This is a genomic window from Sphingomonas sp. UYAg733, assembly GCF_054057355.1.
The window spans coordinates 385,795-412,617 of the sequence record NZ_JBSRZE010000002.1; the positions used below are offsets into that span (position 1 = coordinate 385,795).

Below are 26,823 nucleotides of genomic sequence, written 5' to 3' on the forward strand. Positions count from 1 at the left end.
AAGCGGGATTCCCGTTTTCGCGGGAATGACGCTAGAGGACGGCAATGCCAATCACTGCCAAAATCTGCGGCCTTTCCACGGCCGAAACGCTCGACGCCGCGATCAGGGGTGGCGCAAGCCATGTCGGTTTCATGTTCTTCCCGCCCTCCCCTCGCAGCCTGTCGCGTGAGCGCGCGGCAATGCTTGCCGCGCGGGTGCCGGGTCATGTCGCCAAAGTCGGCGTGTTCGTCGATCCCGACGATGCGACGATCGAATCAGCGATCGATGCGGGGCGGCTCGATGTGCTGCAATTACATAAGACCACCCCGACCCGGCTGGCCGCAATCAAGGCGCGCACCGGGCTCGAAATCTGGGCGGCAGTGGCGGTCAAGACCCGCGCGGACCTCGACGCGGCGGTGACCTATTCCGGCGCGGCGGATCGCATCCTTTACGACGCGAAGACGCCGGATAGCGCGGCGCTCCCCGGCGGCATGGGCGTCCGGTTCGATTGGGCATTGCTCGAAGGTTTTCGCCATCCGCTACCCTGGGCGCTATCCGGCGGGCTCGATCCGGACAATGTCGTCGAGGCGATCCGGCGGACGGATGCGACACTGGTGGATGTGTCGTCGGGCGTGGAAAGCGCGCCGGGCGTGAAGGCGGAGACGAAGATCGCCGCGTTCCTGGCCGCAGTGGCAGTTCTCTAACCTCGCGAACCTCTCTCCGTTCGTTTCGGGCCAGCGGAAGATGTACCCCGATAACAGGCTGTGCTCGACACCAACGGAGAGGATGGTAAAGCGCGCGGCATGAACGCCGCGAACCCCTTCCCGCCCAATTCCTTCCGTGCCCAGCCCGACGATCGCGGGCATTTCGGCGATTTCGGTGGGCGCTACGTCGCCGAGACGCTGATGCCGCTCGTGCTCGATCTCGACAAGGCATACCGCGCGGCCAAGGTCGATCCCGCGTTCACCGCGCAATTCGAGGATTTGCTCGAACATTATGTCGGCCGCCCCAGCCCGCTTTATTACGCTGAGCGATTGACCGAGGCGCTACGCGAATCTGCCCCCGAAGGAAAAGGCGCGCAGATCTGGTTCAAGCGCGACGAGCTGAATCACACCGGTGCGCACAAGATCAACAATTGCGTCGGGCAGATCCTGCTCGCCATGCGCATGGGCAAGACGCGGATCATCGCGGAGACCGGCGCGGGCCAGCACGGCGTCGCCACCGCGACGGTGTGCGCCCGCTTTGGCCTGCCCTGCGTGATTTATATGGGTGCAAAGGATGTCGAGCGTCAGGCACCCAATGTGTTCCGCATGAAGCTGCTCGGCGCCGAGGTTCGCCCGGTGAAGAGCGGCGCGCATACGCTGAAGGATGCGATGAATGAGGCGATGCGCGACTGGGTCGCCAACGTCCATGACACGTTCTACATCATCGGCACCGCCGCCGGACCGCATCCCTATCCCGAACTGGTGCGCGATTTCCAGAGCGTGATCGGACGCGAGGCGCGCGAACAGATGCTCAAGCGCATCGACCGTCTGCCCGACCTGCTGGTCGCGGCGATCGGCGGCGGATCGAACGCGATCGGGCTATTCCATCCGTTCCTCGACGATGCGGACGTCGCGATGCTCGGTGTCGAGGCGGCCGGTCACGGCCTCGACAAGGAACATGCCGCCAGCCTGGCAGGCGGATCACCGGGCATCCTGCACGGCAACAAGACCTATCTGCTGCAGGACGATGACGGCCAGATCACCGAGGCGCATTCGATCTCCGCCGGGCTCGACTATCCCGGCATCGGCCCGGAGCATAGCTGGCTGCATTCGATCGGCCGCGTGGAGTACACCTCGGCGACCGACGTGGAAGCGCTCGATGCGTTCCAGCTGCTATGCCGCACCGAAGGCATCATCCCCGCGCTCGAACCGTCGCACGCGATCGCCGCGGTGGCGAAGCGCGCGCGCGAAATGGACCGCGATCAGATCATCCTGGCGAACCTGTGCGGGCGCGGCGACAAGGACATCTTCACCGTCGCCGACGCGCTTGGGGTGAGCATCTGACCATGGGAAACGCGACGTCACGATCACCTGTGCGCTCAACTACGTCATCGACCCCAAGCAGATCGCCGCGTTTGAGGATTATGCCCGGCGCTGGATCCCTCTGGTCAACAAATATGGCGGCACGCATCACGGCTATTTCCTGCCCGGCGAAGGGGCGAGCGATGTGGCGCTCGCGTTGTTCAGTTTCCCGAACTTCGCGACGTACGAGAAATATCGCACCGACGTTCAGTTGGATCCCGAGTGCAAAGCGGCGCTGGAGTTGGCCGATCGTACCGGCTGCATCCTGCGCTATGACCGCAGCTTCATGCGGCCGGTGTTCGAATGAGCCCTCAGTTCCCAAACCGTCATCCCGGCAAAGGCTGGGATCTCCCCGTTGGCGGGTGCCCCGCGCGCCTCATCGAGACCCCAGCCTTCGCTGGGGTGAGGGCTAGGAAGTTCATGAAATGACCCGCCTCTCTACAGCCTTCAGCAAAGGCCACCCCGCACTCGTGACCTTCGTCACCGCCGGCGATCCGACGCCTGCCGCCACCGCCGCGATCCTCGACGCTTTGGTCGCGGGTGGCGCGGATGTGATCGAACTCGGCATGCCGTTCACCGACCCGATGGCCGACGGCCCCGCGATCCAGGCGGCAAACCTGCGCAGCTTCGCGGCGGGCACGAAGACCGCCGATATTCTCGCTATCGCCAAGGCATTCCGCGCACGCCATGCCGACACGCCGCTGGTGCTGATGGGTTATGCCAACCCGATGACGATCCGCGGCGCCGACTGGTTCGCCGCCGCGGCAAAGGATGCCGGCGTGGACGGCGTGATCTGCGTCGATATCCCGCCCGAGGAGGATGAGGAACTCGGCCCCGCGCTGCGCGCCGCCGGGATCGATCCGATCCGTCTCGCCACCCCGACCACCGACGCGGCGCGCCTGCCGACCGTGCTCGATGGCGCGAGCGGGTTCCTCTATTATGTTTCGGTCGCCGGCATCACCGGGCTGCAACAGGCGGCGCAAATGTCGATCGACGAAGCGGTTGCGCGGCTGAAAGCCTCGACCGATTTGCCCGTCGCGGTCGGCTTCGGCATCCGCACACCCGAACAGGCCGCCGCCATCGCCAGGGTCGCGGACGGCGTCGTGGTCGGATCGGCGATCGTCGAACTGATCGCCGAATATGGCGAGGCTGCACCCGGCCCGGTTCGGGCATATATAGAAAGTCTGTCGACGGCGATCCGCGCCGCACGGAAGAAGGAATTGGCATGAGCTGGCTGACCAGCGTCCGTAACGCGCTCTCGTTCGTCGTTCCGGTCAAGAAGGATACCCCCGACAATCTCTGGCACAAGTGCAAGGGTTGCGGGCAGATGGTGTTCGTCAAGGAACTGGAGGAGAACCTCCATGTCTGCCCGCATTGCGAGCATCATGAGCGCATCGGACCGATCACGCGCTTCAGCTACACCTTCGACCAGGGCAGCTACACGATCATCCCGCTGCCCAAGGTGCCGGACGATCCGCTCAAATTCCGTGATACCAAGCGTTATGCCGACCGCATCAAGGCAGCGCGCGCCGCGACCAATGAAGGCGATGCATTGATCAGCGCGCGCGGTACGATACAGGGCCATAAGGCGGTCGTCGGGGTGCAGGACTTCGCTTTCATGGGCGGGTCGATGGGCCTCGCGGTCGGCGAAGCGTTCGTGCGCGGTGTCGAGAACGCGATCGAGGATAATTGCCCGTACATAATCTTCACCGCGGCCGGCGGTGCGCGCATGCAGGAAGGCATTCTCAGCCTGATGCAGATGCCCCGCGCCACCGTGGCGATCGCGATGCTGCACGATGCCGGCCTGCCCTATATCGTCATACTGACCGACCCGACGACCGGCGGCGTCACCGCAAGCTATGCGATGCTCGGCGACGTGCAGATCGCCGAACCCGGTGCGCTGATCGGTTTCGCCGGCCAACGCGTGATCGAACAGACGATCCGTGAGAAATTGCCGGAAGGATTCCAACGCGCGGAGTATTTGCTTGAGCATGGCATGCTCGACATGGTCACGCACCGTAAACAACTGCGTGAAACGGTGGCGAACGTGATCGGATATCTGTGCGCGAAGAAAGCGGCTTAGCTATCACTCCCCTCCTCTTCAGGGGAGGGGCAAGGGGTGGGGCAGCGGCGGACGAGGTTCGATGCCTCGTTCGGCGCTTCGGTTCAAATGCCGAATATTCTTTTGGGCGCGCCAACGCGCGCATCCACCCCAACCCTTCCCTTAAAAGGGAGGGGCTTGAGTAAGCCATGCCCGACCACGCCTCGTCTTCATCACCCGCCGTGCAGGCGCAGCTCGACCGGCTCTGGTCGCTTTCCCCCGGCGCCGATATTCTCGGCCTGGAGCGCATCACCGCGCTGCTCGCGCGCATCGGCAATCCGCATCACGGCCTTCCCCCGGTAATCCATGTCGCCGGCACCAACGGCAAGGGTTCTACCTGCGCGTTCCTGCGCGCGAGCGTGGAAGCGGCGGGGTTGGTCGCGCATGTCTATACCAGCCCGCATTTGGTCCGTTTCAACGAACGAATCCGCATCGCGGGGCGGCTGATCGAGGATGAACCGCTCGCCACGCTGCTCGCCGAGGTGCTCGACCATGCCGAGGGAATTGGCGCGAGCTTCTTCGAGGTGACCACCGCCGCCGCATTCCTGGCTTTTTCGCGCGAGCCGGCCGACGCCTGCATCATCGAGGTCGGCTTGGGCGGACGGCTCGATGCGACCAATGTCATAGCCCGGCCGATCGTCACCGGCATCGCGCAGCTTGGCGTCGATCACCAATCCTTTCTCGGCAATACGGCGGAGGAGATCGCCGGCGAAAAAGCGGGCATCGCAAAACCGGGCGTGCCGCTCGTCACCATGCGGTATCCGCTGATCATCGCGCAGCGCGTGGCCGATGTCGCCGGCGCGGCCAGCGCACCGGTACTGGCGGCGGGCAATGCCTGGTCGTTCAGTGCCGACGCCGATCGACTGACGTATGAAGACGCGCGAGGGTCGGTCGAAACGCCACGTCCGCGTCTGGCCGGCCCGCACCAACCGGAGAATCTCGCGCTCGCCATCGCGCTGCTGCGTCATCAGGATCGCCTGGCAATTCCGACCGCCGCCTATCGCGCCGCGGCAAAGAATGCGCGCTGGCCCGCACGGATGCAGCGCCTCGGCGACGGGCCGCTCACCGCACTTCTCCCCGAAGGCAGCGAGATCTGGCTCGATGGCGGCCATAATCCGGCGGCAGGATCGGCCGTCGCGGCGGCACTGGCGGAGATTTCCCAAACCCCGATCGGTGTCCGCCGTCCGATCCAGATCATCCTCGGAATGCTCTCCAACAAGGACCCTGAAGGCCTTTTGCGGCCCATCGCGGAGATGGCAGAAAGCCTGACGGCGGTGCCGGTGCCGGATCACGAACATCATTCCCCCGCCGACCTCGCGCAACATGCCGCGCGGCTCGGCATCGGCGCGACCGCAATCGAACGGAATGTCTCGGACGCTCTCCGATCCATCGCCCGTCGCTGCGATCCACGAGGCACACCACCGGTCATCCTGATCCTCGGTTCGCTCTATCTTGCAGGCGAAGTGCTGGCGGCGAACGACGAAGCACCGGATTGATTTCTTATTGCTATTGACTTGCAATAACGCACGAGCGACGATCAGCGGGTTCTCAATGGAGTCCCGCCATGACCGCCGCCCCCATGTCTCCCCCGACCCCAAACGCCGCCCTGACCCAAGCCCTGACAATGACTCACGCGGCGCTGCTGCCGCATAGCGTGCCGCCCTGCCACAATGCCCGACTTGCGTTGTTCGCGATGCGCCGGATGGGGGCGAGTGGCTTGACCGACGCGCCCGCCACCAGTGCGATGATCAACGGCTTCGGCGAAAGCTTTCGCCGCCCGCTCGTGCTGATGCGCGCCTTCATGGCCGATTTGGCCAGCGCGGCGCAGAATCCGATCGCGATCGCGCCATGCTGTTGCGGACGGATGACCTCGGCCGAGAACACGCTGCTCGTCATCCTCGCACGCGCCGAAACATCCTCGGACACCGCGCATCTGCGGCTCGCCGATCTGCTCGGTCTGCGTCACGCCGATGGAGTGCTCGCCAGCGCAACCGCCGTCGCTCAGGCGTTTGCCGATGCCGGGCGGCCGATCGCGGCATGAGTCCCAGCCTTGGTTTAGCAAACCCCGGATGTCTTCGTTGGTGGATTCGAGACTGTCTGCTTTAGACAGCGATCGATATGAAGCCGACCTTGAGTCGCGTGGCGACCAAGCTACTCTCTGGCCGCATGAGTGCGAAAACAAACTCTAGCGAACTGGAAAGGGCGTTGGCTCGGCCAGATGCTGACCAAATGCGTCAGCAACTTCTCGCTTACGCGGGATACGAGACCGAGGGTGCGGGTGCTTGGCCCGACGAGTTGGCGGACGACTTTGACGAGATCATTACTTGCCACTTTGATGACCCTGAAAAGGCGTTCGCCTATGTGATTATAGCCGCCTCACAAAGCGACGATCCCGCGTTTTTGGCACTCATGGGGTGTGGAAACTTGGAGAACGTGCTTCGCGATCCGTCACTTGATTTACTCGATCGTATCGTCGCAGAGGCCCGTAAGTCGGCTCGCTTCCGTTGGCTCCTCAGCAACCCGTTTAAGGTCGCCATTGCGCCGAGAGCCTGGGAAGCCATTGAGAAGTTCCGCATCACTGGACCGCATGAGGAGCCGTCCGCTGACAAACTGCCCCCGCGCGGGTAAAGTCGGCTCTCGGGATCACATCAGCGCGGCGTGAAGGGCTGAAACCGGGGCGATTCCGGTCATAGCGCTTTTTAGAAGAGTCTCGACGTCAATCCTTGGCACGCAACACCGCGAGCTTCTCAGTCGCCCAACGGTAGATATGGGCCTCCACCACGCGTTGCTGCCGGTCGAGGCGTTTCATCCGGCCCGCGACCTCTTCCAGCTCGATGCGCGCTTTCTTGTCCTAGCCCTGCTCCAACAACAGCGCGGCATAGCGGCACCGCGCCTAGTCGCCCGGGCGGGCGCGTAACGTAATTGGCGTAAGCACCAGCGCTTCTTCCTTGCGCCCCAACGTCTCCAGAACACGCGCGCGAAGCAAGGCCATGGCGATCGCTCGGCCTAGAACTTATCGGCCCCCGCCACGAACGAGCGCAATTGTGCGTCGCTCAGAAGGTCGATCTGCATGATAAGCGGGCGATCGGGAACCAGGTGCTCGATTTCGGCGCGATGCGCTTCCATCCACCGTACGAGCAACTCGCGGAAGCGTCGGTTGGCCCGGCCGTGCCCGCTGCTTTCATCGAGGTGACCGCCGATGATACTGCCGGTCAGCGCATATCGCGGATCCTGCGAGAAGGCGATTTCCGAATATTTGGCCCTGAGTTCACGTTCGTCGTCGGACATCGTCTTGAACGCCTCGGCACGATAGGTCTGGTCCAGCGAATGCCGACCCTCATGGGCGAACACCGTGGCCTCGGTCGTCAGCCGGAGGACTTCCGCGATGAAACCGACCGCTGCCGGCCCATCCAGCGCCCCGTTGCGCTTCTGGCCATTCGCGATGCGGCGACTGGCCTCAAGCCGGATGCGAAGCGGCGCCGCATCCGGCTCGGCATATGGGTCTGCCCCGCAGCGTTTCAGATCGGCCAGTTCCAGTACCGATATACGCTTTTCCAGCGTGGCAAGCGCCGCGGGATCGGTGACCCAGGCCAGCTGGGCGTAAGGCGCGGTCAGATAGGCCTGCCTTACCTGGATCATGGTCGATTCCGTGCCCCATCCGCCCACATTCGTGGTCCCGTACCACGACGTGAAGTCCCTGGAGATCATCTGATCCAGCGAGATGAACCTGAATTCCGCCGAATGGCCGTATTGCTGCACGGTGCGGCGGTCATCGACTACGGTGTGCCCGGCGAGCATTCCGTAGAAATTGACCGTGGTTCCGAAATAACCCTCGGCGCCAAAATGTTTGGCGATGACGGGAAAAAGGACGTCGAGGATCGCCTTCGGACTTCGATCCTGGGTTGGTGGCTTTCGATCCAGCGCGAGAAGAAGAGTCTCGGCAGGTTTCGCCATGGCGGCGTCATAAGCCGCCTCGTAGTTCCGCAGACCGTTGGCGACGCGTGGATAGAAGCTGGTGTTTACGCTCGCCACCGCGAGAAGATAATCGCGATAGGCGATCAGCGCCCGGAGTTCGGGGTCCTTGTCCACGACCGGCTCCGCGACCTGGGCAGCCAGTTTGTAGAATCTCGCTCCAGCCAGCGCCAGGGCAAGTCGCCGGCGTTCTTCATTGGTCAGTGGCGCCGCTCGCCAGTCTCGCACCAGGGAAGCGAGCGCGGTAACCGGCGCGACCATGATCCCCGTCGCGGCCGCCGCGTTCGCGATGAAGTGATAGGCCAGAACCCCGTTCAGGATCGCACTGCCGTTGCCCGCGGCCACACCGATACCGACCAGCGCTTCGGCAGCATCGGATCGGCCCGGCTGCCGTCGCAGCACTTCGTTCAGATCGGTGATAGCAAGAGCCGCCCTCGCCTGCATGGCGGGCGCATTGGGGTCTCGCCGGACGGGATCCGTCTCGATCTGCGCATGGAGGACAAGGGCGTTCGACCGATCGACTCCTTCCGCTGCCACCTTGATCGCCGCCTGCACGTCCTCAAGCGCCAGTGCCGGCTGACCGGACTCATGGAACAGGCGCGCGCGCTGAACCAGGGTCGTCGGCGACCCTGGTTCCTTCGCCAATGCCTGCGCCAGCCGCCTGGTTGCGCGGCGCGGATCCCTGTCGAAACGCCAATCATAATCCGCAAGCGTTCGAAGGGCGCGCCCGGCCGTCGGACGATCGATACCGGGCAGCGCGCCGACGGCTTCCAGATGGCGGCGCGAAAGAGCCAGGTCGTAGAGGCCGAACGCCTCCTGAGCTTTATCCAGCAGTGCTTCGCCATTCGTTGCGGTGGTCGGCGCAGCGGCAAGCGCCCATCCGGTCGTCAGGCTGGCGGTGACGATGGTAGCCGCCCCGCCGGCGAGGACGAAGCGCCGGGTCAACAAGCTCTGATCCGAAAGGCGTAAATGGCCCGGAGCCGCCAGACCGCTGCTGTTGACCGATAATGGCGACATGACCTGCCTTTAATGTTGGTGCTCCCCCCGTTATAATCACTTCGGATGTGCGATATTGAATGTAATTCACTGCAACGGGTGTCGCCGGCTGGCGGCCGTCTCCTTCATCCGGCCGGAGACTTGCTGGCCCGCCACCGCCACGCGGATGCCTTCGCGGCCATTGTCCTTGCCGGTGGGTATGTGGAGGCGGGGGATACAGGTCGACATCGCGTGGCTGCCGGGGATGTGCTCTTCCACCACGCCTATGAATCTCATCTGAATCGTGTGCCTCGCACCGGTGCGGAGGTCTTCGTGCTGCCGCTGAGAATACCCCGCGCCATGGCCGTCCATGGACGGATCGCTGATCCCGACGCGATCGTGCGTCTTGCCGAACGTGACTTGGTGCAAGCGACGGCGGCGCTCCTCGATCAGGTCCAGTCATGCGCCACCGTGATCGAGGACTGGCCGGATATTCTCGCCCAGGCGATCCTCACTGACCCCGACATGTCGATCGGGGCCTGGGCTTCGGATCATGGCCTGCATCCCGGAAGCGTCAGCCGCGGTTTTCGCCAGGAATTCGAGATTAGTCCGGCCAGCTTCCGCGTCAGCGTTCGGGCGCAGCGTGCGATCCTGGCTCTCGGGGGGAATAAGGCGCTCGCGCAAGTGGCGCTGACTGCTGGTTTCGCTGACCAGGCACATATGTGCCGAGTGCTCAGAAAGGCAACGGGGCAGACGCCCAGGCGCGTCAGGGAACAGCATGCGCATGTTGGCGGAAGGGCCGATCCGAGGGCGAAAAGCCTTAGCGAGCTGAGTTAAGCGTAGAGGCGCAAGCAGATCGAGCCACCGCTTCCGGGGAGTTCCGGTGCGGCCGGAACGACATCGACTGGTTCGATTCCGGTCATAACGCTTTGTGGAAAAGCCACGACATCAGTCCTTGGCCCGAAGCGCCGCGAGCTTCTCAGTCGCCCAGCGGTACATATCGGCTTCCGCCGCGCGCTGCTGCCGGTCGAGGCGTTTCATCCGGCCCTCGACCTCTTCCAGCACGGCGCGCGCCTTCTTGTCCCATCCCTGTTCGAGCAGCAGCGCGGCATAGCGGCACCGCCCCTCTTCGCCGGGCAAGCGCGTGACGAGATCGGCGTAAAGCGCCAAAGCTTCTTGCTTGCGCCCCAGTGTTTCGAGAATGCGCGCGCGAAGCAAGCCATGGCGATCGCGGTCGCTTTGCGTGGTCGGCGCCGGGTTGGCATCGAGCGTGGCCAGCGCTTCGGCCGCAGCGCCCGTCTCGAACTGCGCACGCGCCAGCTTCTCCGCGGTGCGCATATCGATCGGCGCACGCGCGGTCGCCTCTCGATAAAGCGGCAGTGCGTCGTCATAGCGTCCAAGCTCGGCCAGCGCGTCGGCGAGCCGAATGCGATTGGCGGCGGTATCCGCAAGGTCGAGCGCGTCTCGCGCCGCGCGCACCTCGCGCTCGGGGTCAATTCTGGCGACGACATTCGCCCGCACGGTTCGGACGTGGCGGTTGCCCTGCAGCCGCGGATAGACCTCGATCACCAGATAGGCGATCGTGCTCGGCCCGGGCAGGAACATCAGCGCCATGATCCACAACTGGTTCCGCCCGTTGCGGATCACATCGATGATCAGCATGACCTGGATGGCGAGGATCGCGAGATAGATGATCATGCGGCGGGACCGGCGCTGGCATCTCCTTCGCCCGCCATACCGGCATCCCCGATCGAGCGGTCGATGATTCCCGCTCGGCTCATCCACCAGAACAGGAACACGCCGGGAAAGGCGATCGCGGTGGTCATCCAGTAGAACTGGACATAGCCGAGCTGCTCGACCAGCGCACCCGCCGTCGTCGCGGTCAGCAAACGCCCGATGACGCTCGATGCGGCGGAGATCAGCGCGAATTGCGCTGCGGTGTAGCGCAAGTCGCACAGCGCCGAGAAATAGGCGATGACGCTGACGCTGCCGATGCCGCTCGCCAGATTCTCGAAGCCGATCGTGCCGGCCAGGCCGAGATTGCTGTGCCCGGTCGCGGCGAGCAGTGCGAAGCTGGCGTTGGAAATCGCCATCAGTGCGAGGCTGATCAGCACTGCCCGCTTCAACCCGAGCCGTGCGTAGAGCACACCGCCTATGAATACGCCGATGAGGTAGGTCCAGAAACCGACCCCGACATCGTAGATCGCGATCTCGTCATTGCTGAAGCCAAGGTCGTTGAGCATCAGGCGCAGGACGATATTGGCAAGCGTGTCGCCGATCTTGTGGATCAGGATGAAGATCAGGATGATCACCGCGCCCTGACGTTTGAAGAATTCAGCGAACGGGCCGACGATCGACGCGAAGATCTCAGGCAGGCCGCGCCGCTCCGCCGGATCGCGATGCCGCTCCGGTTCACCGAGCCACAGCCCGGTCAGGATCGCGGGGATCACGAAGGCCGCGCAGGAGAGATAGGCGACCGACCAGCCGAACCGCGCCGCGAGGAACAATGCGAGCGAGGCGGCGGCGACATTGCCGATGCGATAGCCATATTGCGCCATGCCGGAACCGAGGCCGAGCTGGTACGGTTTGAGCTGTTCGATGCGATAGGCGTCGATCACGATATCGAAGGTCGCGCCGGTGAAACCGACCAGCAACGCGGCGATGATCGTGCCAGACAAATTGGTCGTCGGATCGACAAAGGCGAGGTTGGAGACCGCCGCGACGACCAGCAGCCCGGCAAAGATCAACCAGGACGCGCGCTGCCCGAGCCGGCCGAGAATCGGCAGGCGAACGCCATCAACCATCCACGCCCAGAGCGGTTTCAGATTATAGACCAGAAAGCCGAGCGTGAACGCGGTGATCGTCTTCTTGTCGAGTCCATCCTGCGCCAACCGGCTGGTCAGCGTCGCGCCGATCATCGCGATCGGGAAGCCCGATGAGATGCCCAGCGTGAACGCCGCGATCGGTCCTTTCTCGACATAGGGGCGCAACCCGTCCAGCCAGCTCCCCGTGCCGCTCGCCGTCTCACCGTCCATCAACTCTTGCTCCCCGCGCTCAAGGCGCAGAGACTAGCGGGAAATACTGGGAGAGGAAGCGTCGATGAACGCACCGGTGAAGATCATGCGACCGACCGAGGGTCAGCTCGCGCTCGCCGCCATATTGGCGGATGGCGGCACGCGCCCAAACGCGGGTATCACACATATCGATGCGCGCGCTTATACCGATCCGGTTCGCCACCAGGTCGAACAGGAACGGATCTTCTCGCGCCTGCCGTTGGTCATCGCCCCGTCCGCGCTGCTGCCCCAGCCCAATATGGCCGTGCCGCATGACGGCTTCGGCAAACCCCTGTTGATCACGCGCGACAAGCAGGGCGAAGCGCATATCTTCCTCAATGTCTGCCGGCATCGCGGCACGCGACTGGTCGAGGGCGGCGAGGCGGTCTGCGCGCCGCGCCTGATCTGCCCTTATCATGCGTGGAGCTACACGCTCGACGGCGTGCTGGCCGGTCTGCCCCGGCCGGACGCTTTTCCCGGGCTCGACAAAAGCGAGTTCGGGCTGAAGCGCCTGCCGACGCGCGAAGCGGGCGGGCTGATCTGGTTTGCGTTCGACGAGCATGCCGATTTTGCCGAAGCCGAAGCGCTGGGCCATGATTTCGACGCGTTCGACCTGGCCGGCCAGTATCTCTTCCGCCGACGCACGCATGATGTCGCGGCGAACTGGAAGCTGATCATGGATGCTTTTCTCGAAAGCTATCATGTCCAGCGGCTCCACGCCTCGACCATCGGGCCGTTCTTCAAGGACGGCGTGTCGACCGGCGACCGCATCGGTCCGCATCAAAGATCGGTGGTCGGGCGCGAAGCCGCGCTGGCCGCAGCGCAATCCGACGACTGGCCGACGCTGCGGTCGGCGATGACCTACACGTACCAACTCTTTCCCGGCACCGTGCTGATCGTCAGCCCCGATTACATGAACCTGATGACCCTGATGCCGCAGTCGGAAGGCCGCGTACTGGTCGAGGATTTCATGCTCATCCCCGAGGCGCCGGCGACGGAAAAGGCGCTGGCACATTGGGAGAAGAGCTGGAACCTGCTCGACGGCGGCGTGTTCGCCGCAGAGGATTTCCGCGCCGCCGCCCTGGGTCAGGAGGGCCTCGCTTCGGGCGCGATCGACCGGCTGACCCTGGGCACGCTGGAAACGGGCATGCGGCATTTCCATGACGAGGTGGAGAGCCGACTCTAAGCAGCGCGCGTCACGCCGCCTTTTCGAAAATCCTCATGCCCGCCGGCAATCGCTTCGCCTTCTTGCCCTGAAGCACCGCCTCGATCACATCGATCGCGGCGATCAGGTCGCGTTGCGTATAAGGTTTGGACAGGCATCCGACCGCGACGTCCTGCCCGCCCATTGGGCAATCACCGGTCACGAAAAGCACTGGAATGCCCTGCTTGTGCGCATCGCGCGCGACGTCGAGCCCGCTGCCATCGGTCAGGCTGATGTCGACCAGCACCAGGTCGATCTCATGCCCATCGCGAATCACGCCAATCGCATCGGCTACGCGATCGACCGTCGCGACGATCTCGAATTCGGCCTCGCGCAGGAAATGTTCCGTGTCGAACGCAACCAGGGGTTCGTCTTCCACGATCAGCAGCTTGCAAATTCGCCGTTTCTTCTTGCCGAACAACATCGTCCGGGGGTCCGCCTTTACACTTGGGTCGCGGGAAAATCCCCCAACCTCGTTACGCCTGCGTCCCTTAACGCGCCGCTGCGCGATCCGTCGCAACATTTTTTTCGGGTCACCCCGCATTTTGCCTGTATCAGCCTGAACGTGGCACAAACCAACACACCCAAAGAAGAGCAGCGCATCGCCAAGATGCTCGCACGCGCCGGCATCGCTTCCCGCCGGGAGGTCGAACGCATGATCGCCGAAGGGCGCGTCGCGCTGAACGACGTCGTGATCGATACGCCCGCGACGATCCTCACCTCGCTTGCCGGCGTGACGGTCGATGGCAATCCGGTCCAGGCGGCCGCGCCTGCGCGGCTCTATCTCTATCATAAGCCGCCGGGGCTGCTCGTCACCGAGCGCGATCCGGCTGGTCGCCCGACGATCTACGACAAGTTGCCCAGGGATCTGCCGCGCCTCGTGCCGGTCGGGCGGCTCGATCTCAATACCGAGGGGCTGTTGCTGCTCACCACCGATGGCGAGTTGAAGCGCCAGCTCGAACTGCCCGCGACGGGAGTCGAGCGCGCCTATCGCGCGCGCGCTTACGGCAATGTCACCCAGGCGCAGCTTGAGGAGCTGATCCACGGCGTCGAGATCGAGGGCGTGCGCCACGGGTCGATCAACGCCAATCTCGAACGCCGCACCGGCGCGAATGTGTGGATCGAGATGATCCTGACCGAGGGCAAGAACCGCGAAGTACGCCGCGTGCTCGAATATCTCGGATTGAAGGTCTCGCGCCTGATCCGCACGCGGTACGGCCCGTTCGTGCTCGGCGACTTGCCGCCGGGCGAGGTCGGCGAAGTACGCTCGCACGACGTCGCCGCGTTCCGCAAGAACCCGACCCGCAACCCGCCACCCGAACGCCTCAAGCAGGACGAGAAGTACAGCGCACGCCCGAAACCGACGCCGGTCGTCGCGGGAGCCAGACGCGCCCCTTCGCCATCGCCCCGCAGGGGAGAGCCTATGGGAGAAGGGCGCCCCGCGTCTGCTGTGCCAAAATCTCAACGCAGCGATTCTCCACGCCCCGTACCAGTCGACATCGGCGACAAGCGGCCCGCCCCCGCGTCCGTCCGCGCCCGCGTGAAAGCCCCAGCGCCGCGTATCGACCGCGCCGCCGCGTCGCGCGCCGACCGCGAATCCTTCACCGATGCCCGCCCACCACGCGCACCCCGAGTTCAAAGGCCGGGCGGCCAGAAACCGGCCGGCTGGACACCCGACACGACCTACACCCAAAGCGAACGCCAGACCCCGCGCGAACCCGGCGCGGCGATCAAGCCCAAGCGCTTCTACGACGCCAAGCCCAAACAGGGCGCGGCGCCAGCTCCCGGCGAGCGGCCCAAGCGCGTGTTCAATGCCGAACTCGGCCGCAACGTCCGTTCCAAGCCGGACGCCAAGGGCGCGCGCGCGCCACGCCCCGATCGCGCACCCGATGGCAGGCCACCGCGCCCCTCGTCGCGCCCGACCAAACCCGGCACCGGCCGCAAGCCGGGTGGCGGCACGCAAGCGCCGCGGACCCGGAAGTAACCGATGCGCATCATTGCCGGCACCTGGCGCGGCCGCCAGATCATCGCGCCCAAGGGTGACGCGACCCGCCCGACCGCCGACCGCACGCGCGAAGCCCTGTTCTCGATGCTGACCAGCCGGCTCGGCAGCTTTCAGGATCTTGCCGTCGCCGACCTGTTCGCCGGGTCGGGCGCGCTTGGCCTGGAGGCGTTGTCGCGCGGTGCGGGGAGTTGCGTGTTCGTCGAGCAGGACAAACCCGCGCTCGATGCGTTGCGCCTGAACCTGGCCAAACTCGAGGCGAAGGCCGATGTCCGGCCGCAATCCGTCCTCGCGCTTGCCCGCGTGAGCGCGCCGCTTGACCTGATCCTGATGGACCCGCCTTACGGCACCGGCGCGGGCGCGGTCGCGCTCGACAAATTGTCGCGGCTCGGCTGGACCGGCCCGGCGACCTGGATCAGCATCGAAACCGCGCGTGACGAGACGATCGTGGTCGATGGATTCGCGATCGATGTCGAGCGGATCCACGGCAAGGCCAAGCTGACGATTTTAAGAGCGGCATAGCCTCCTCCGTTCGTTTCGAGCGAAGTCGAGAAACAGGCCCCATGCGCTGCGCAAGGTTTCTCGACTTCGCTCGAAACGAACGGGAGGGGTGTGTCGAAATCCAGGAAGCTCAGGATGATGAAGCAGGCCGCTTCAGCAACATCAACCCGCCCAGGCTCAACACCCCCGCCACCACCAGATACGCCCCGACCAGGTTCAGCCCGCCCTTGTCCGCCAGCATCTGCGCGAAGATCGGCGCCAGCGCGCCGCCGATGATGCCGCCGAGATTGAAGGTCACCGACACGCCGGTATATCGTACGGCCGGATCGAACAGCGACGGCAGCCAGCCACCGAGCGGGCCGTACGCGAAACCCATCGCGAACAGCGCAAAGGCGAGCCAGGCGAACACCACGAACAGCGATGTCGCGCCAAGCATCGGCCCCATCAACAGCCCGGAAATGACGCACCCGACAAAACCGAGCCGCAGCATCGTCGTCGCGCCCTTCCGGTCGGCCCAGTTGCACGACACGATCACGCCAAGCGCGAGAAACAGGATCGCGCCAATCTCCAGCCCGAGAAACGCTTGCCGCCCATGACCGAGCGTGGTCGTGCCATAACTGAGCGCGAAGGCGGTGGTCAGATAGAACAGCGCGAAACAGGCGATCACGCCGACCGTACCGGCGATGGCCGGGCGCAGGTGCGTGCGGAACAATTCGGCGATCGGCACCTTGGCCAATTCGCCTTGCGCCACGGCATCCTTGAACGCCGGGGTCTCAGTCAGCTTGAGCCGCACCCATAGCCCGAGCCCGACCAGCACAGCACTCGCCAGGAATGGCAGCCGCCAGCCCCAGTCGCGGAACTGCTGATCGGTGAGCAACGCGCCGAGGATCAGGAAGAACCCGTTCGCGGCAATGAAGCCGATCGGCGCGCCAAGCGGCGGGAACATGCCATAGCGATTCTCCCAACCCTTCGGCGCGTTCTCCACGGCAAGCAGGCTCGCCCCACCCCATTCGCCGCCCAGGCCGAGGCCCTGCCCGAAGCGCAGCACACACAGGATCAGCGGCGCGACCCAGCCGATCTGCGCATAGCCCGGCAGGAAGGCGATCAGCACGGTCGATCCGCCCATCAGCATCAGCGAGGCGACGAGCGTCGATTTGCGTCCCAGCCGGTCGCCGAAATGCCCGAACACCGCCGCGCCCAGCGGCCGCGCGAAGAATGCCAGGCCGAAACTGGCATAGGATAACAGGATCTGCGCCGACGCGCTTTCCGACGGGAAGAACAACGGCCCGAATACCAAAGCCGCGGCGGTCGCGTAGATGTAGAAATCGTAGAATTCGACCGACGTGCCGATCAGGCTGGCGAGCAGCACGCGACGGTGCGCGGACATCGGGTTGGGGTTGGGGTTGGGGTTGGGTGCTGCGGCTATATCCATGCCCTCTCATACCGCTCGCTCCGAGCTTGTCGAAGCCTGTCCTGCAAGCCCCAAGCACCGCGCGAGATTGCCTGGCGAGTCCCCCTCATTCTTCCGCGTCACACCAGCACCCCCTTCCCGTCACCCCAGCAAAGGCTGGCGTCTCCAACCTGCGCCTCCCGCGCGCCCAACGCATGAGATGCCGGCCTGCGCTGGCATGGCGTTAGTGGGAGAGCGAGCGCCTCTGTTCGAAACAAACCGAGAGCTGGCCATTTCAACATTTGCAGCGATAGCAAAGCCTGAACGGAGTTTGAATCCAGTCGTCCGACGGCAGCGACCACCGGTCGGAAGAGATATGTCACACCCTATTGTGTCACATCTCCGGCGCGGCGCGTGCGGGAATTCCGAGGACGCGATCCTCGACGGCAACCTGACGGTCGACGAGACCGCACCGGGCAACACCGACGACAATGTGATCGTCGACAATGCGACCGACACCGTGGTGCTTAACGACACCGTCGCCAACGCGAACTGAGCCATTCCCGCCGAAGCTAAACTAGCGGTTGGCGAAACAAGAGTTTATATCATGGTCTATCGATAGGAATTACATCGGTCGCGTCAGGTTAGCTCCCTGGACACCTCGGCCCGGCACAGCGTGCCGGGCCATTTTTATGGCGGCGATGGTTCCGATAAGCCGGAAAGCGGGCCCGCGCCGGCCTGTGTCTCGATCAGTCGATCGCTTCGATGCCTTGTGCTTCCAGGCGCTCGAGAAAATCCTTCATTTCCTTGAGCCGTTCGGGAGTGTGCCCTTGCCACTCCGTAACCTCTCCGGTGACCCTGAGCGGTTCGCGGGAGCGGAAGGACCGGGTCGGATTGCCGGGGAGTTTCTGGTCGGTCAGGTTGGGGTCGTCGAAAATCGGACCGGTCGGTGCGACGATGTAAATCCTCTCCCGCCCGGCGCCGGCGGCCAGTTCGGCGCCCCAGATCGCCGCATCCATCGTGCCGGTGAGATAGATCCAGGACGCCTGCTTCCGCGCGCCGTAATTGGAATTGAAGCCCGCCGCGATCAGGTCCCCGACCTTCAGATCGGCCCGCGTGCCGTGATAGAATTGTTGCAGGGTGGCATGGTCGGTGGCTGTCATGATTTACCGCTCCTCTTGGTGATGCGAATCGAGGGCAGCGTTCATGGACCAGGACCCCGGGCTTGCCGCAATCCCCCATCAATGGTACATAGTTTAAGCGGGAAATGACGGCCCGTTATCGGTTACGACCGAAGCCGCCGGTCATCCCGCCTCATTCATCAACACCGCCGCCATCAGCGGGATCACCGTGTTGAGCGCCTTTAACGGCCGGATCATCACCTTGAATTCGGTGATCAGCCCGGCCTCGTTCCACGCGATCATGTCGACGCCCTCGACCGCGATCCCGTCAAGATCGAGTGCAAAGGCCAGCACCGCAGATCGCTCCGCATCCCAGCGCCCGGTATATCGGAAACTGTCATTGTTGAGCACGACCATCGCCGCGCGGAGATATTTGACCACCAGCGCCTTGCCCGCCTGCGCGCGGTTCACCGCGGGCGACAGGAACACCGCATCCTCCGCGATCAGCGCATCGAGCGCCGCCGGGTCGTTGCTCTCGACATAGTCATGCCAGCGCGCGATCGTGTCCATGGTTTCTCCCCGTTTTCAACGGTGTGTTTGGAAATTCGCGAAAGAGCGAATTTCCAAACAGACTCTAAGCCCCGGGATAGCGCTCGAACGCGGGCAAGTCACCGATGCCGTCGATCCAGCCGAGCTTCTCCGCCGTCTGCACATGGATCGCCGGCGCATGATCGCCCGCATCGTCCAGCGTCGAGGATTGCAGGTCGATGATCCCCGGCAGGACCACCGCATTGGTATAGAATAACCCGGTCCCACACGTGCCGCAGAATTGCCGCCGGCCATTTTCCGACGATTCATACGTCACCGGATCACCCGAGATCGTCACCTGTTCGGCCTTGTACGCCATCCACCCGACCATCGGCGCGCCCGCCGAGCGGCGGCAATCCTCGCAATGGCATAGCGCGTGATAGACCGGCTCTCCGCTGGCGACATAGCTGATCGCCCCGCAATGGCATTTTCCGCTCGGCATGATCGTCTCTCCTTTTCCCGTTTTGTTCCACAATGTGTACGCGCATGCAACCCCTTCCCGCTTGCTCTCGGCAAGCGCGTTCCCTACCTGTTCACCGATGACTCTGCCCGCGCCCAGCCCCAACGACCCGTCCTATATCCGCGGGCTCAACGCCCCGCAGCGGGAGGCTGTGCTGACCACCGAAGGCCCGGTCCTCGTGCTGGCCGGCGCCGGCACCGGCAAGACCGCCGCGCTCACCGCGCGCCTCGCCCATCTGCTGTTCACCAAAAAGGCCTGGCCGAGCGAAATCCTCAGCGTCACCTTCACCAACAAGGCGGCGCGCGAGATGCGCCACCGCGTCGGCCGCATCGTCGGCGATGTGGTGGAGGGCATGCCCTGGCTCGGCACCTTCCATTCGATCTGTTCGAAGATGCTGCGCCGCCATGCCGAACTGGTCGGGCTGCAATCCAACTTCACCATCCTCGACACCGACGACCAGTTGCGCTTGCTCAAGCAGCTGATCACCGCCGCCGATCTCGACGAGAAACGCTGGCCCGCGCGCGCCCTCGCCGGGCTGATCGACGGATGGAAGAACAAGGGATGGACGCCGCAGGATCTCGATGCCGGCGAAAGCGAGCTTTACGCCAATGGCCGCGGCAAGGAACTCTACGCCGCCTATCAGGCGCGGCTGCAGGCACTCAACGCATGCGATTTCGGCGACCTGCTGCTCCACATGCTGGTCATCCTGAAACGCGACCGCGACGTGCTGAAGCTGTATCAGGAGCGCTTCAAATATATCATGGTCGACGAATATCAGGACACCAACAGCGTCCAGTATCTCTGGCTCCGCCTGCTCGCGCAGGAGCGCAAGAATATCTGCTGCGTCGGCGATGACGATCAATCGATATATTCCTGGCGCGGCGCGCAGGTCGAAAACATCCTGAAGTTCGAAAAGGATTTCCCCGGCGCGCGCGTGATCCGGCTCGAACAGAATTACCGCTCCACTCCGCACATCCTCGCCGCCGCATCGGGCGTGATCGCCAACAATAGCGGCCGCCTCGGCAAGACGCTGTGGACCGACGAGCAGGTCGGCGAGAAGGTCAAGGTCATCGGCGTGTGGGACGGCCCCGAAGAGGCACGCCGCGTCGGTGAGGAAATCGAGAGCTGCCAGCGTGATTTTGCTAGAGAGGGGGGCAAGTCGATCGACGACATCGCCATCCTGGTCCGCGCACAGCACCAGACGCGCGAGTTCGAGGACCGCTTCATCTCGATCGGCATGCCGTACCGCATCGTCGGTGGTTTCCGCTTCTACGAACGCGCCGAAATCCGCGATGCGCTCGCTTATCTGCGCATCGTCGCGCAACCGGCCGACGACCTTGCCTTCGAACGCATCGTCAACGTGCCCAAGCGCGGGCTTGGCGACAAGGCGGTGCAGAAAGTGCACCAGCTCGCCCGCGCGGAAGGCATCCCGCTGACCACCGCCGCCGCGCGCATCCTCGACACCGACGAACTGACCCCGCAGGCGCGCCGCGCGCTGGGCAATCTGGTCGGCGACATGGCGCGCTGGCGCCGTATGGCGGCCGACATGCCGCACCCCGAACTGGCGCGGCACGTGCTCGACGAAAGCGGCTACACGGCGATGTGGCAGGCGGAGAAATCGGCCGAAGCCGCCGGCCGGCTGGAGAACCTCACCGAACTCGTCCGCGCGATGGAGGAATATGAGAATCTCGGCGCGTTCCTCGAACATGTCAGCCTGGTCATGGACAATGAGGCGAGCGCGGAAGAGGCCAAGGTGACGATCATGACGATCCACGCCGCCAAGGGCCTTGAGTATGACACCGTCTTCCTGGTCGGGTGGGAGGAGGGGCTGTTCCCCTCACAACGCTCGCTCGACGAAGGCGGCCTGGCCAGCCTGGAGGAGGAACGCCGCCTCGCCTATGTCGCGATCACGCGCGCACGCCGCCGCGCGGTCATCATCCACGCCGCCAATCGCCGCATCTATGGCCAATGGACCAGCAGCATCCCGTCGCGCTTCGTCGGCGAACTTCCGCAAGCGCATATCGACAGCGAGAGCAGCATGTCCGGCGGCGAAAGCCTGTGGCGCGCCAACTGGTCGGAGCGTGCCGACCCGTTCGCGGACGTCGCGCGGGGGACTGGGCGCGGGCCGGGCTGGCAGCGTGCGGCGGGGGTGAACCCGGGCGGCAGTTTCACTAGCCGCACCTTTACGCGTGAGCCTTCGCGGGTGGTGGAAAGTCGGGCTAGCGCGGTGAGCATCGGGAATAAGGGGCGCAGCGACGTCGCGGTTGGGATGCGCGTGTTCCACCAGAAGTTCGGTTACGGTGAGATCGCGGAGATCGAGGGGAACAAGTTGGAAATCGATTTCGAGGCGGCCGGGCGGAAGCGGGTAATGGATAGTTTTGTTACGGTGGGGTGAGGACGTATCTGCACGACCTTATGCGGGAGTTTTTTGGAATTTGAGCATTATTCGGGTTCGAATCCCTCTCGCTCCGCCATCAACTGCCGAAATAACGGCAGAAACCGCAATCTTTGTGCAACGGGTGCATCGTTCCCACAATTCGCCGCGATCTGTGCTGCTCAATGACGGCCCGCAATGAACGCGCGACAACCGCGATTCGCTCGTGATAGGGATTGAATATGTCCACCGCGACCTATGGCATCGGAGCGTATTCATTGGCAGAGGCCGGCCGTCTGCTCGGCGTTTCGCCGGTTACGATCCGCCGTTGGCTATTCGGTTATAGCTACGATCACCACGGGCCGCACACAGAGCAACTTCCGCTGTGGAAACCGCAATATGGCGTCGATCAAGACGAGCCTCTCCTTGGCTTCCGCGATTTAATCGAGGCGAGGATCGTGCGCGGGCTGCGCTCGCTTCAGATCGGCCTTCCGACGATACGCGAGTGCCTTCGCCGCGCGAGCGAACTGGTAGAGGACGATCATCCCTTTTCGACGCGGCGGTTCAAAACGGACGGCAAGCGGATATTCCTCCAGCAAATGGACGATCTCGGCGAAGGGTTTCTGCTAGACCTCAAACTCCGCCAGCACGCATTCCGTCAGATCGTTGAGCCATCATTCGTCGATCTTGATTTTGATGCGGAGGCAGCCTCTCGCTGGTGGTTGTTGCCGCGAAAGAAGACGATCGTGCTCGATCCTGCCCGCTCGTTCGGCCAGCCTATAATCGCGGACGGCGGTGTTCCGACCGCTCGGATCGCGCAAGCAGTGGAGGCAGAAGGCTCGGTCGAACGCGTCGCGCAACTATTCGAGATTAAGCCTGCGGCGGTGCGAGACGCTTTGACTTTCGAGCAGCGCAGGATCGACAAGATCGCCGCGTGAAGGTGCTGGTAGATCACAATCTGCCACCCCGGCTGGCGACGGCCTTGAACGAGATATTCAAACCCGACCACACCATAATCGCTCTACGCGAAAAGTTTGGACGATCCGATCTCAAAGACGAGGACTGGATACCACGTTTCGGTCGAGACGGTGGTTGGGCAGTGCTTTCTGCTGATATGAACATTGCGAAGAAGAAACCATCGCGCGACCTATTCGTGTCAGCAGGGTTGGTCGGGTTCTTTTTCAGCCCGGCGATGCAGAAGTGGCCGCTGCATCGGCAGGCTGCCCGCGTGTTGACGATCTGGCCACAAATGATCTCGCACATGAACACCACGGCGAACGGCGTTTTCGAGATGCCAGCGAGCGGGGCGAAATTTCGGACTATCGGCAGGTAGCAGCCGCGAGAGGAAATTAGTTGATGAGCGAAGCCACGCCGGGTCGTTTCCTACTTTACCTCGACATTCTCGGATTCTCCGAGATGACCCGCAAAGACGGACGGAAGGTCGCGCGGACCTATGCCATTTTGGATAAACTCAACGCGCACAAGGATGCCGCTTTCAAAACCATCGTCTTTTCTGACACAATCCTGATTTACAATCCGCATGAAGCAACGTCCGACGAGGAGCGCAAGGATTACGTTTGGTATATGACGGAGGCTGCCGAACATCTTTATAGCATGCTTGTGGGGCAAGATATTTGGTTCAGAGCAATTCTCATTGCTGGCGAATTTCAGCACTATAACCTAAACCATGTCGAGTGCTTTTACGGAAACGCATTGATTGATGCCCATCTTTCAGAAAAGCGACTCCCAATGACCGGCATGGTCGTCCATGATTCCTGCCTGCCTTATTTTAGGTTTTTCAGGCACGAGCGTTTCACCAATGAGCATTCGTTCGTCTATTTGAGCCGCCCATTAGAAAGTCTTCACCAATATTCTGGTGATCAATATCCAGTCGATGACTCGATCGTTGCGGACATGTCCCCAAATTTACCCGAGGGCGTGCGCTATCTCGCCGATCTTCACAACTTGATGCGCACAAATCCCGAGCCGACAGTAAGGGTGAAGGCTCTAACGACGTGGGATTTTTACGCGCGGCGTTACCCCGGTCTGATAGCGGCCCTCACGGCGAACGAGTTCAAATTAGAGGCGTTAGCCCCCGCTGGCACTTGGGCAGACGAGTCTCGGGCTTTGAATGCGAGCATAAAATCTTTGAAGCGTGCGGGCGCGGGAAGCGAAATGTCGATCGGCCTGAACCGGAGCCCGCGAGAGAGAGGATCATCCAGTTTGCGGCGAAAGCGATAGACCGGCATGTCTCGGGCGAGTTTTCTTCCGCCTGGATAACGGGGAAGGCGGTGTCAATTTTGAAGTGCAACACACCCGGTTTCGGTGGCGATGGCGGCGAGATACGCCCGAAAGTCGCGCCAGTCTGCTGACGGTATAGCTCTTCATTTCCGATCCTTTGTCTCCGCGGGATCAGGATATAGTCCCTCACGTCGCGTGAGGATCAACAGGCCGATCGGGGTTACGAATGACGGCGCCAGTCCAATTTCTTGGCGTTTGGGGCACGGTGCCAGTTATCGGATGGTCACTCCAACCGGATTTCCTTGTGAGTTTGCGATATCGCTACCGATTACGGCCTGGCGCGACCGGACCAACCGGCGGCCGCCCAATTGCATTTAATTCACAGACTTCAGAAATGGTCTCAAGCCGTTCGTCGCTTACCCGGTGTCCCTCGTCGAATTTGACCACACAAGTGCAACGCGCCCGACAAGGATCCGGCATTAAATCATATGCATCGGGAAGTAGCTCATGCGTCGCTCTCTCCACATTCTGTTATTACTGTCGTGCGCTTGCTTGTTGCCCATGGCAGCTTTGCCGTCAGGGATCGGTCACAAAGGATCATCGGCAACCGACAATGATGCCAGACATGACACCATGGAGAGCGAGCCAGCGCCACGCCTGTTTGCACCAGGAGTGATGTCCGGCGGGGCTAACGACGGCTCGCCAACTATTTCTTCAGATGGAAGAAATTTGTTTTTTGAACGAACCAACTCCAGATGGACCGGCATTCTGGAATCCCATCGGGTCGCGAATACCTGGTCAAAGCCGGTTCTGGCGTCGTTTTCGGGCACGGCAAGTGATCAGCAACCGGCTTTCGCTCCGGATGGCACCTATCTCGTCTATGTTTCGACGCGTGCCGCGCCCAATGGCGGTTCCGGTTCTGTCAGCCACTTGTATCGCGTTGACAGAATTCCTGGCGGCTGGAGCGCGCCAGTCGAACTTCCGCCCGCGGTCAACATCTCAAGACGCGTCTTCAAGCCCTCCATAGCGGCCAATGGCGACCTATATTTTATGGCGGACTCAGGATCGGGTGGCTCTCCCCAATGGCGCCTGTTTGTCGCCCGACATCATGATGCGGGCTTTGCCAAGGCCGAACCACTGCCCTTTAGTGGTATCGGGGACGCCGATGTCGATCCATATATCTCACCTGATCAGTCGTTTCTGATTTTCAGCAGCGCCACACGATCCGAACTGAAAGACGGAAAAGAGCATCTTTTTGTTGTTACCAGACAGGGTGGCGGATGGTCGCCAGTACGGCCGATTCGATACACCGGCGACGACTGGGGCGGCGATGATGGCGAGGCACAAGTCGGCCCAGACTGTCTGCTATACTTTATGAGCTCACGGGTTTTGCCGGTGCCCAAGCCTCGGACACGTCAGTCTGCCACCGCGGCGATTGATCGGATGGAGATATGGGACAATAGCAATAACAACGTCTGGACCTTGCCAATTACATATTACCTTGGAAGCCAACCATGCTCGCATGGGAAGAATTCGGTGAGGTTGAGAGAATAGTGCGCGTGGTTTTTACGGTCGGATCGCAGCAACAATCAGCGGGCTTTCAACGTAACTGAAGTCGCCGAACAGCGGACATCGAGCGCAAAATTGACCGCCGGCTCGGGTTGAGAACCAGGACCGCTCTCGACCTATTTTAGAGCAGCCGGAGTTCAATCATGCGGCGCAACCCCGTATCAAGCCGATAGAATAGCGCGCCCGATCGCCCCTTGCTCGGCGCGCGTGCGGGCATTCGTCGCAGGGCTTGCCGAACCGCAGGCGACGCCCGTTCGATCGCCCAGCGGATTTCCGCTTCACCGACGCCATCGTCACCCGCCGCCGCAAGGATGGTTGCGTGCGCGGCATAAGCCGCCGGGCCGAGGATGTGGTTCACCTGATGCGGGGTCGCGATCGAATGGGTGTAGGCGGAGGCTGCAGCGGCAGAAGCCGCGCGCGCGGCCGCGGCGGCGGCGGGGTCGCCGACCTCGCGTGCGGCGGCGTGGGCCGCCCAGGCAATTTTACGCAGCGTTGCGGTCCGTATTCCGCGATCGGCAAAGACACGGCTCTCCGCGATCGCATCGCGCGGACGGGTATCGTCCGGCGCCTTTGCCTCGAATATGGGCAATGCCCGCTCTGCACAGTCGGCGGCCCAGCGCGCGATATGGCGCAGATCCTCGATGGTCAGTAGCGGTGCGCCGGGCTCATGATCCATTATTTTCGGTCCTGGGTGGAGGGCGGCCATAGCCGTGCCGCGCGCTCGATGTCTTCGGGCGTCGTTTCAGCCGCTCGATTCACATGGTCTTTCGGCATCGTCATGCCTGATCTCCCGGACCCGCTTGGCCCTTCCTGCAAGCCCCAACCAGGCCTATGGCGCTGCGATGCTCTACCTTGCCCTGAAAGCCATGATCTCCGGCGTGCTGATCGCGATCGCATCGACGCTGGCCAAGCGATATCCCGGCTTCGGCGCGCTCATCGCGTCGTTGCCGCTTGTGTCGGTCCTCGGCATGATCTGGCTGTGGAACGACAAGCCCGACGCCGAGAACATGGCGATCCATGCCGGGGCGACTTTCTGGTATGTGCTACCATCGCTGCCGATGTTCCTGTTGATCCCGGCCCTGTTGCGGCACGGTGTCGGGTTCTGGTTTGCGCTGGTTGCGGGCTGCGCCCTGACGATCGCGCTTTATATCGCAATGACCTGGATCGCGCCGCGCTTCGGTTTGCAGCTGTGACGCCGGCGCCTCCGGCCGATGCTGCGCGACGTTC

General features: G+C 63.1%; 28 protein-coding genes. 19 read left to right on the forward strand and 9 right to left on the reverse strand.

Features of this window, described 5'->3' with window-relative positions; genetic code table 11:
- Positions 1–44: 44 nt before the first annotated feature.
- The 8 genes from ACVWZA_RS06910 (at position 45) to ACVWZA_RS06945 (ending at position 6,774) form a co-directional block, all read left to right on the forward strand.
- On the forward strand, positions 45–683 hold the full coding sequence (locus tag ACVWZA_RS06910) for a phosphoribosylanthranilate isomerase (RefSeq protein ID WP_457310431.1): 639 nt from the start codon (positions 45–47) through the stop codon (positions 681–683).
- A 99-nt stretch (positions 684–782) separates the two neighbouring features.
- A complete protein-coding gene (gene trpB / locus ACVWZA_RS06915; RefSeq protein WP_457310432.1) occupies positions 783–2,027 on the forward strand; it encodes a tryptophan synthase subunit beta in 1,245 nt (414 codons plus the stop codon).
- A 46-nt stretch (positions 2,028–2,073) separates the two neighbouring features.
- Positions 2,074–2,352, forward strand: coding sequence for an NIPSNAP family protein (locus ACVWZA_RS06920; protein WP_457310540.1), 279 nt, complete (start codon positions 2,074–2,076; stop codon positions 2,350–2,352).
- Positions 2,353–2,470: 118 nt separating this feature from the next.
- Positions 2,471–3,274 carry a tryptophan synthase subunit alpha gene (gene trpA / locus ACVWZA_RS06925; RefSeq protein WP_457310433.1) on the forward strand — a complete coding sequence of 268 codons (804 nt, stop codon included), beginning with the start codon at positions 2,471–2,473 and terminating at the stop codon, positions 3,272–3,274.
- A complete protein-coding gene (accD, locus tag ACVWZA_RS06930) occupies positions 3,271–4,128 on the forward strand; it encodes an acetyl-CoA carboxylase, carboxyltransferase subunit beta (RefSeq protein WP_457310434.1) in 858 nt (285 codons plus the stop codon). The genes trpA and accD overlap by 4 nt, the downstream gene beginning before the upstream one ends.
- A 167-nt stretch (positions 4,129–4,295) precedes the next feature.
- Positions 4,296–5,642 (forward strand): bifunctional folylpolyglutamate synthase/dihydrofolate synthase, encoded by a 1,347-nt coding sequence (locus ACVWZA_RS06935; protein WP_457310435.1) that lies wholly within the window; start codon positions 4,296–4,298, stop codon positions 5,640–5,642.
- A gap of 68 nt (positions 5,643–5,710) precedes the next feature.
- Positions 5,711–6,187: a DUF6628 family protein gene (locus tag ACVWZA_RS06940; protein ID WP_457310436.1), complete on the forward strand. Its 477-nt coding sequence runs from the start codon at positions 5,711–5,713 to the stop codon at positions 6,185–6,187.
- A gap of 77 nt (positions 6,188–6,264) precedes the next feature.
- Positions 6,265–6,774 (forward strand): DUF6869 domain-containing protein, encoded by a 510-nt coding sequence (locus ACVWZA_RS06945; RefSeq protein ID WP_457310437.1) that lies wholly within the window; start codon positions 6,265–6,267, stop codon positions 6,772–6,774.
- A 378-nt stretch (positions 6,775–7,152) separates the two neighbouring features.
- Here the strand turns inward: ACVWZA_RS06945 and ACVWZA_RS06950 are convergent, their stop codons facing one another.
- The gene (locus tag ACVWZA_RS06950) at positions 7,153–9,135 is read right to left on the reverse strand and encodes a hypothetical protein (RefSeq protein WP_457310438.1); all 1,983 of its coding nucleotides are present in this window, start codon (positions 9,133–9,135) and stop codon (positions 7,153–7,155) included.
- A 45-nt stretch (positions 9,136–9,180) separates the two neighbouring features.
- On the opposite strand from ACVWZA_RS06950, the gene ACVWZA_RS06955 reads away from it, so the two are divergent.
- Entirely contained in the window at positions 9,181–9,930 is a 750-nt protein-coding gene (locus ACVWZA_RS06955) for a helix-turn-helix domain-containing protein (RefSeq protein ID WP_457310439.1), read from the forward strand.
- Positions 9,931–10,041: 111 nt separating this feature from the next.
- On the opposite strand, the gene ACVWZA_RS06960 is transcribed toward ACVWZA_RS06955, so the two are convergent.
- On the reverse strand, positions 10,042–10,791 hold the full coding sequence (locus ACVWZA_RS06960) for a tetratricopeptide repeat protein (protein WP_457310440.1): 750 nt from the start codon (positions 10,789–10,791) through the stop codon (positions 10,042–10,044).
- Positions 10,788–12,128: an AmpG family muropeptide MFS transporter gene (locus ACVWZA_RS06965; RefSeq protein ID WP_457310441.1), complete on the reverse strand. Its 1,341-nt coding sequence runs from the start codon at positions 12,126–12,128 to the stop codon at positions 10,788–10,790. Before ACVWZA_RS06965 ends, ACVWZA_RS06960 begins: the two co-directional genes overlap by 4 nt.
- Before the next feature lie 64 nt (positions 12,129–12,192).
- On the opposite strand from ACVWZA_RS06965, the gene ACVWZA_RS06970 reads away from it, so the two are divergent.
- Positions 12,193–13,332 (forward strand): aromatic ring-hydroxylating oxygenase subunit alpha, encoded by a 1,140-nt coding sequence (locus ACVWZA_RS06970; RefSeq protein ID WP_457310442.1) that lies wholly within the window; start codon positions 12,193–12,195, stop codon positions 13,330–13,332.
- Between the two features lie 10 nt (positions 13,333–13,342).
- Here the strand turns inward: ACVWZA_RS06970 and ACVWZA_RS06975 are convergent, their stop codons facing one another.
- Positions 13,343–13,774 carry a response regulator gene (locus tag ACVWZA_RS06975; protein ID WP_457310443.1) on the reverse strand — a complete coding sequence of 144 codons (432 nt, stop codon included), beginning with the start codon at positions 13,772–13,774 and terminating at the stop codon, positions 13,343–13,345.
- Positions 13,775–13,915: 141 nt separating this feature from the next.
- On the opposite strand from ACVWZA_RS06975, the gene ACVWZA_RS06980 reads away from it, so the two are divergent.
- Both ACVWZA_RS06980 and rsmD read left to right on the forward strand, forming a co-directional pair.
- Positions 13,916–15,334 (forward strand): pseudouridine synthase, encoded by a 1,419-nt coding sequence (locus ACVWZA_RS06980; RefSeq protein ID WP_457310444.1) that lies wholly within the window; start codon positions 13,916–13,918, stop codon positions 15,332–15,334.
- Between the two features lie 3 nt (positions 15,335–15,337).
- Positions 15,338–15,874 (forward strand): 16S rRNA (guanine(966)-N(2))-methyltransferase RsmD, encoded by a 537-nt coding sequence (gene rsmD, locus ACVWZA_RS06985; protein WP_457310445.1) that lies wholly within the window; start codon positions 15,338–15,340, stop codon positions 15,872–15,874.
- A 109-nt stretch (positions 15,875–15,983) separates the two neighbouring features.
- On the opposite strand, the gene ACVWZA_RS06990 is transcribed toward rsmD, so the two are convergent.
- Positions 15,984–17,285 (reverse strand): MFS transporter, encoded by a 1,302-nt coding sequence (locus ACVWZA_RS06990; RefSeq protein ID WP_457310446.1) that lies wholly within the window; start codon positions 17,283–17,285, stop codon positions 15,984–15,986.
- Between the two features lie 334 nt (positions 17,286–17,619).
- Here ACVWZA_RS06990 and ACVWZA_RS06995 point away from each other — a divergent pair, with 334 nt between their 5' ends.
- Positions 17,620–17,799: a hypothetical protein gene (locus ACVWZA_RS06995; RefSeq protein ID WP_457310447.1), complete on the forward strand. Its 180-nt coding sequence runs from the start codon at positions 17,620–17,622 to the stop codon at positions 17,797–17,799.
- Positions 17,800–17,992: 193 nt separating this feature from the next.
- On the opposite strand, the gene arr is transcribed toward ACVWZA_RS06995, so the two are convergent.
- From arr to ACVWZA_RS07010, 3 genes are all read right to left on the reverse strand, one after another.
- On the reverse strand, positions 17,993–18,406 hold the full coding sequence (gene arr, locus ACVWZA_RS07000) for an NAD(+)--rifampin ADP-ribosyltransferase (protein ID WP_457310448.1): 414 nt from the start codon (positions 18,404–18,406) through the stop codon (positions 17,993–17,995).
- A 141-nt stretch (positions 18,407–18,547) separates the two neighbouring features.
- The gene (locus ACVWZA_RS07005; RefSeq protein WP_457310449.1) at positions 18,548–18,934 is read right to left on the reverse strand and encodes a nuclear transport factor 2 family protein; all 387 of its coding nucleotides are present in this window, start codon (positions 18,932–18,934) and stop codon (positions 18,548–18,550) included.
- Between the two features lie 64 nt (positions 18,935–18,998).
- Complete coding sequence (locus ACVWZA_RS07010) at positions 18,999–19,394, reverse strand: GFA family protein (RefSeq protein ID WP_457310450.1); 396 nt, start codon at positions 19,392–19,394, stop codon at positions 18,999–19,001.
- A 97-nt stretch (positions 19,395–19,491) separates the two neighbouring features.
- On the opposite strand from ACVWZA_RS07010, the gene ACVWZA_RS07015 reads away from it, so the two are divergent.
- The 5 genes from ACVWZA_RS07015 (at position 19,492) to ACVWZA_RS07035 (ending at position 25,581) form a co-directional block, all read left to right on the forward strand.
- Positions 19,492–21,807 carry an ATP-dependent helicase gene (locus tag ACVWZA_RS07015; protein ID WP_457310451.1) on the forward strand — a complete coding sequence of 772 codons (2,316 nt, stop codon included), beginning with the start codon at positions 19,492–19,494 and terminating at the stop codon, positions 21,805–21,807.
- Between the two features lie 221 nt (positions 21,808–22,028).
- Complete coding sequence (locus tag ACVWZA_RS07020) at positions 22,029–22,724, forward strand: DUF433 domain-containing protein (protein ID WP_457310452.1); 696 nt, start codon at positions 22,029–22,031, stop codon at positions 22,722–22,724.
- Entirely contained in the window at positions 22,721–23,119 is a 399-nt protein-coding gene (locus ACVWZA_RS07025) for a PIN-like domain-containing protein (RefSeq protein ID WP_457310453.1), read from the forward strand. The genes ACVWZA_RS07020 and ACVWZA_RS07025 overlap by 4 nt, the downstream gene beginning before the upstream one ends.
- Positions 23,120–23,142: 23 nt before the next feature.
- The gene (locus tag ACVWZA_RS07030; RefSeq protein WP_457310454.1) at positions 23,143–24,027 is read left to right on the forward strand and encodes a hypothetical protein; all 885 of its coding nucleotides are present in this window, start codon (positions 23,143–23,145) and stop codon (positions 24,025–24,027) included.
- Between the two features lie 507 nt (positions 24,028–24,534).
- Positions 24,535–25,581, forward strand: a complete 1,047-nt coding sequence (locus ACVWZA_RS07035; RefSeq protein WP_457310455.1) for a TolB family protein — start codon at positions 24,535–24,537, stop codon at positions 25,579–25,581.
- A gap of 136 nt (positions 25,582–25,717) precedes the next feature.
- On the opposite strand, the gene ACVWZA_RS07040 is transcribed toward ACVWZA_RS07035, so the two are convergent.
- Positions 25,718–26,272: a putative immunity protein gene (locus tag ACVWZA_RS07040; protein ID WP_457310456.1), complete on the reverse strand. Its 555-nt coding sequence runs from the start codon at positions 26,270–26,272 to the stop codon at positions 25,718–25,720.
- A 166-nt stretch (positions 26,273–26,438) separates the two neighbouring features.
- Between ACVWZA_RS07040 and ACVWZA_RS07045 the strand changes: the two genes are divergently transcribed.
- A complete protein-coding gene (locus ACVWZA_RS07045) occupies positions 26,439–26,789 on the forward strand; it encodes a DUF3147 family protein (RefSeq protein ID WP_457310457.1) in 351 nt (116 codons plus the stop codon).
- Positions 26,790–26,823: the final 34 nt, after the last annotated feature.

Excerpts from the sequence above, each read along its gene's own strand:
- ACVWZA_RS06910 (WP_457310431.1), top strand. The coding sequence starts at position 45 with ATGCCAATCACTGCCAAAATCTGCGGCCTTTCCACGGCCGAAACGCTC.
- trpB (WP_457310432.1), top strand. The coding sequence starts at position 783 with ATGAACGCCGCGAACCCCTTCCCGCCCAATTCCTTCCGTGCCCAGCCC.
- trpA (WP_457310433.1), top strand. The coding sequence starts at position 2,471 with ATGACCCGCCTCTCTACAGCCTTCAGCAAAGGCCACCCCGCACTCGTG.
- accD (WP_457310434.1), top strand. The coding sequence starts at position 3,271 with ATGAGCTGGCTGACCAGCGTCCGTAACGCGCTCTCGTTCGTCGTTCCG.
- ACVWZA_RS06935 (WP_457310435.1), top strand. The coding sequence starts at position 4,296 with ATGCCCGACCACGCCTCGTCTTCATCACCCGCCGTGCAGGCGCAGCTC.
- ACVWZA_RS06940 (WP_457310436.1), top strand. The coding sequence starts at position 5,711 with ATGACCGCCGCCCCCATGTCTCCCCCGACCCCAAACGCCGCCCTGACC.
- ACVWZA_RS06945 (WP_457310437.1), top strand. The coding sequence starts at position 6,265 with ATGAAGCCGACCTTGAGTCGCGTGGCGACCAAGCTACTCTCTGGCCGC.
- ACVWZA_RS06950 (WP_457310438.1), bottom strand. The coding sequence starts at position 9,135 with ATGTCGCCATTATCGGTCAACAGCAGCGGTCTGGCGGCTCCGGGCCAT.
- ACVWZA_RS06955 (WP_457310439.1), top strand. The coding sequence starts at position 9,181 with ATGTGCGATATTGAATGTAATTCACTGCAACGGGTGTCGCCGGCTGGC.
- ACVWZA_RS06960 (WP_457310440.1), bottom strand. The coding sequence starts at position 10,791 with ATGATCATCTATCTCGCGATCCTCGCCATCCAGGTCATGCTGATCATC.
- ACVWZA_RS06965 (WP_457310441.1), bottom strand. The coding sequence starts at position 12,128 with ATGGACGGTGAGACGGCGAGCGGCACGGGGAGCTGGCTGGACGGGTTG.
- ACVWZA_RS06970 (WP_457310442.1), top strand. The coding sequence starts at position 12,193 with ATGAACGCACCGGTGAAGATCATGCGACCGACCGAGGGTCAGCTCGCG.
- ACVWZA_RS06975 (WP_457310443.1), bottom strand. The coding sequence starts at position 13,774 with ATGTTGTTCGGCAAGAAGAAACGGCGAATTTGCAAGCTGCTGATCGTG.
- rsmD (WP_457310445.1), top strand. The coding sequence starts at position 15,338 with ATGCGCATCATTGCCGGCACCTGGCGCGGCCGCCAGATCATCGCGCCC.
- ACVWZA_RS06990 (WP_457310446.1), bottom strand. The coding sequence starts at position 17,285 with ATGGATATAGCCGCAGCACCCAACCCCAACCCCAACCCCAACCCGATG.
- ACVWZA_RS06995 (WP_457310447.1), top strand. The coding sequence starts at position 17,620 with ATGTCACACCCTATTGTGTCACATCTCCGGCGCGGCGCGTGCGGGAAT.
- arr (WP_457310448.1), bottom strand. The coding sequence starts at position 18,406 with ATGACAGCCACCGACCATGCCACCCTGCAACAATTCTATCACGGCACG.
- ACVWZA_RS07005 (WP_457310449.1), bottom strand. The coding sequence starts at position 18,934 with ATGGACACGATCGCGCGCTGGCATGACTATGTCGAGAGCAACGACCCG.
- ACVWZA_RS07010 (WP_457310450.1), bottom strand. The coding sequence starts at position 19,394 with ATGCCGAGCGGAAAATGCCATTGCGGGGCGATCAGCTATGTCGCCAGC.
- ACVWZA_RS07015 (WP_457310451.1), top strand. The coding sequence starts at position 19,492 with ATGACTCTGCCCGCGCCCAGCCCCAACGACCCGTCCTATATCCGCGGG.
- ACVWZA_RS07020 (WP_457310452.1), top strand. The coding sequence starts at position 22,029 with ATGTCCACCGCGACCTATGGCATCGGAGCGTATTCATTGGCAGAGGCC.
- ACVWZA_RS07030 (WP_457310454.1), top strand. The coding sequence starts at position 23,143 with ATGAGCGAAGCCACGCCGGGTCGTTTCCTACTTTACCTCGACATTCTC.
- ACVWZA_RS07035 (WP_457310455.1), top strand. The coding sequence starts at position 24,535 with ATGCGTCGCTCTCTCCACATTCTGTTATTACTGTCGTGCGCTTGCTTG.
- ACVWZA_RS07040 (WP_457310456.1), bottom strand. The coding sequence starts at position 26,272 with ATGGATCATGAGCCCGGCGCACCGCTACTGACCATCGAGGATCTGCGC.
- ACVWZA_RS07045 (WP_457310457.1), top strand. The coding sequence starts at position 26,439 with ATGCTCTACCTTGCCCTGAAAGCCATGATCTCCGGCGTGCTGATCGCG.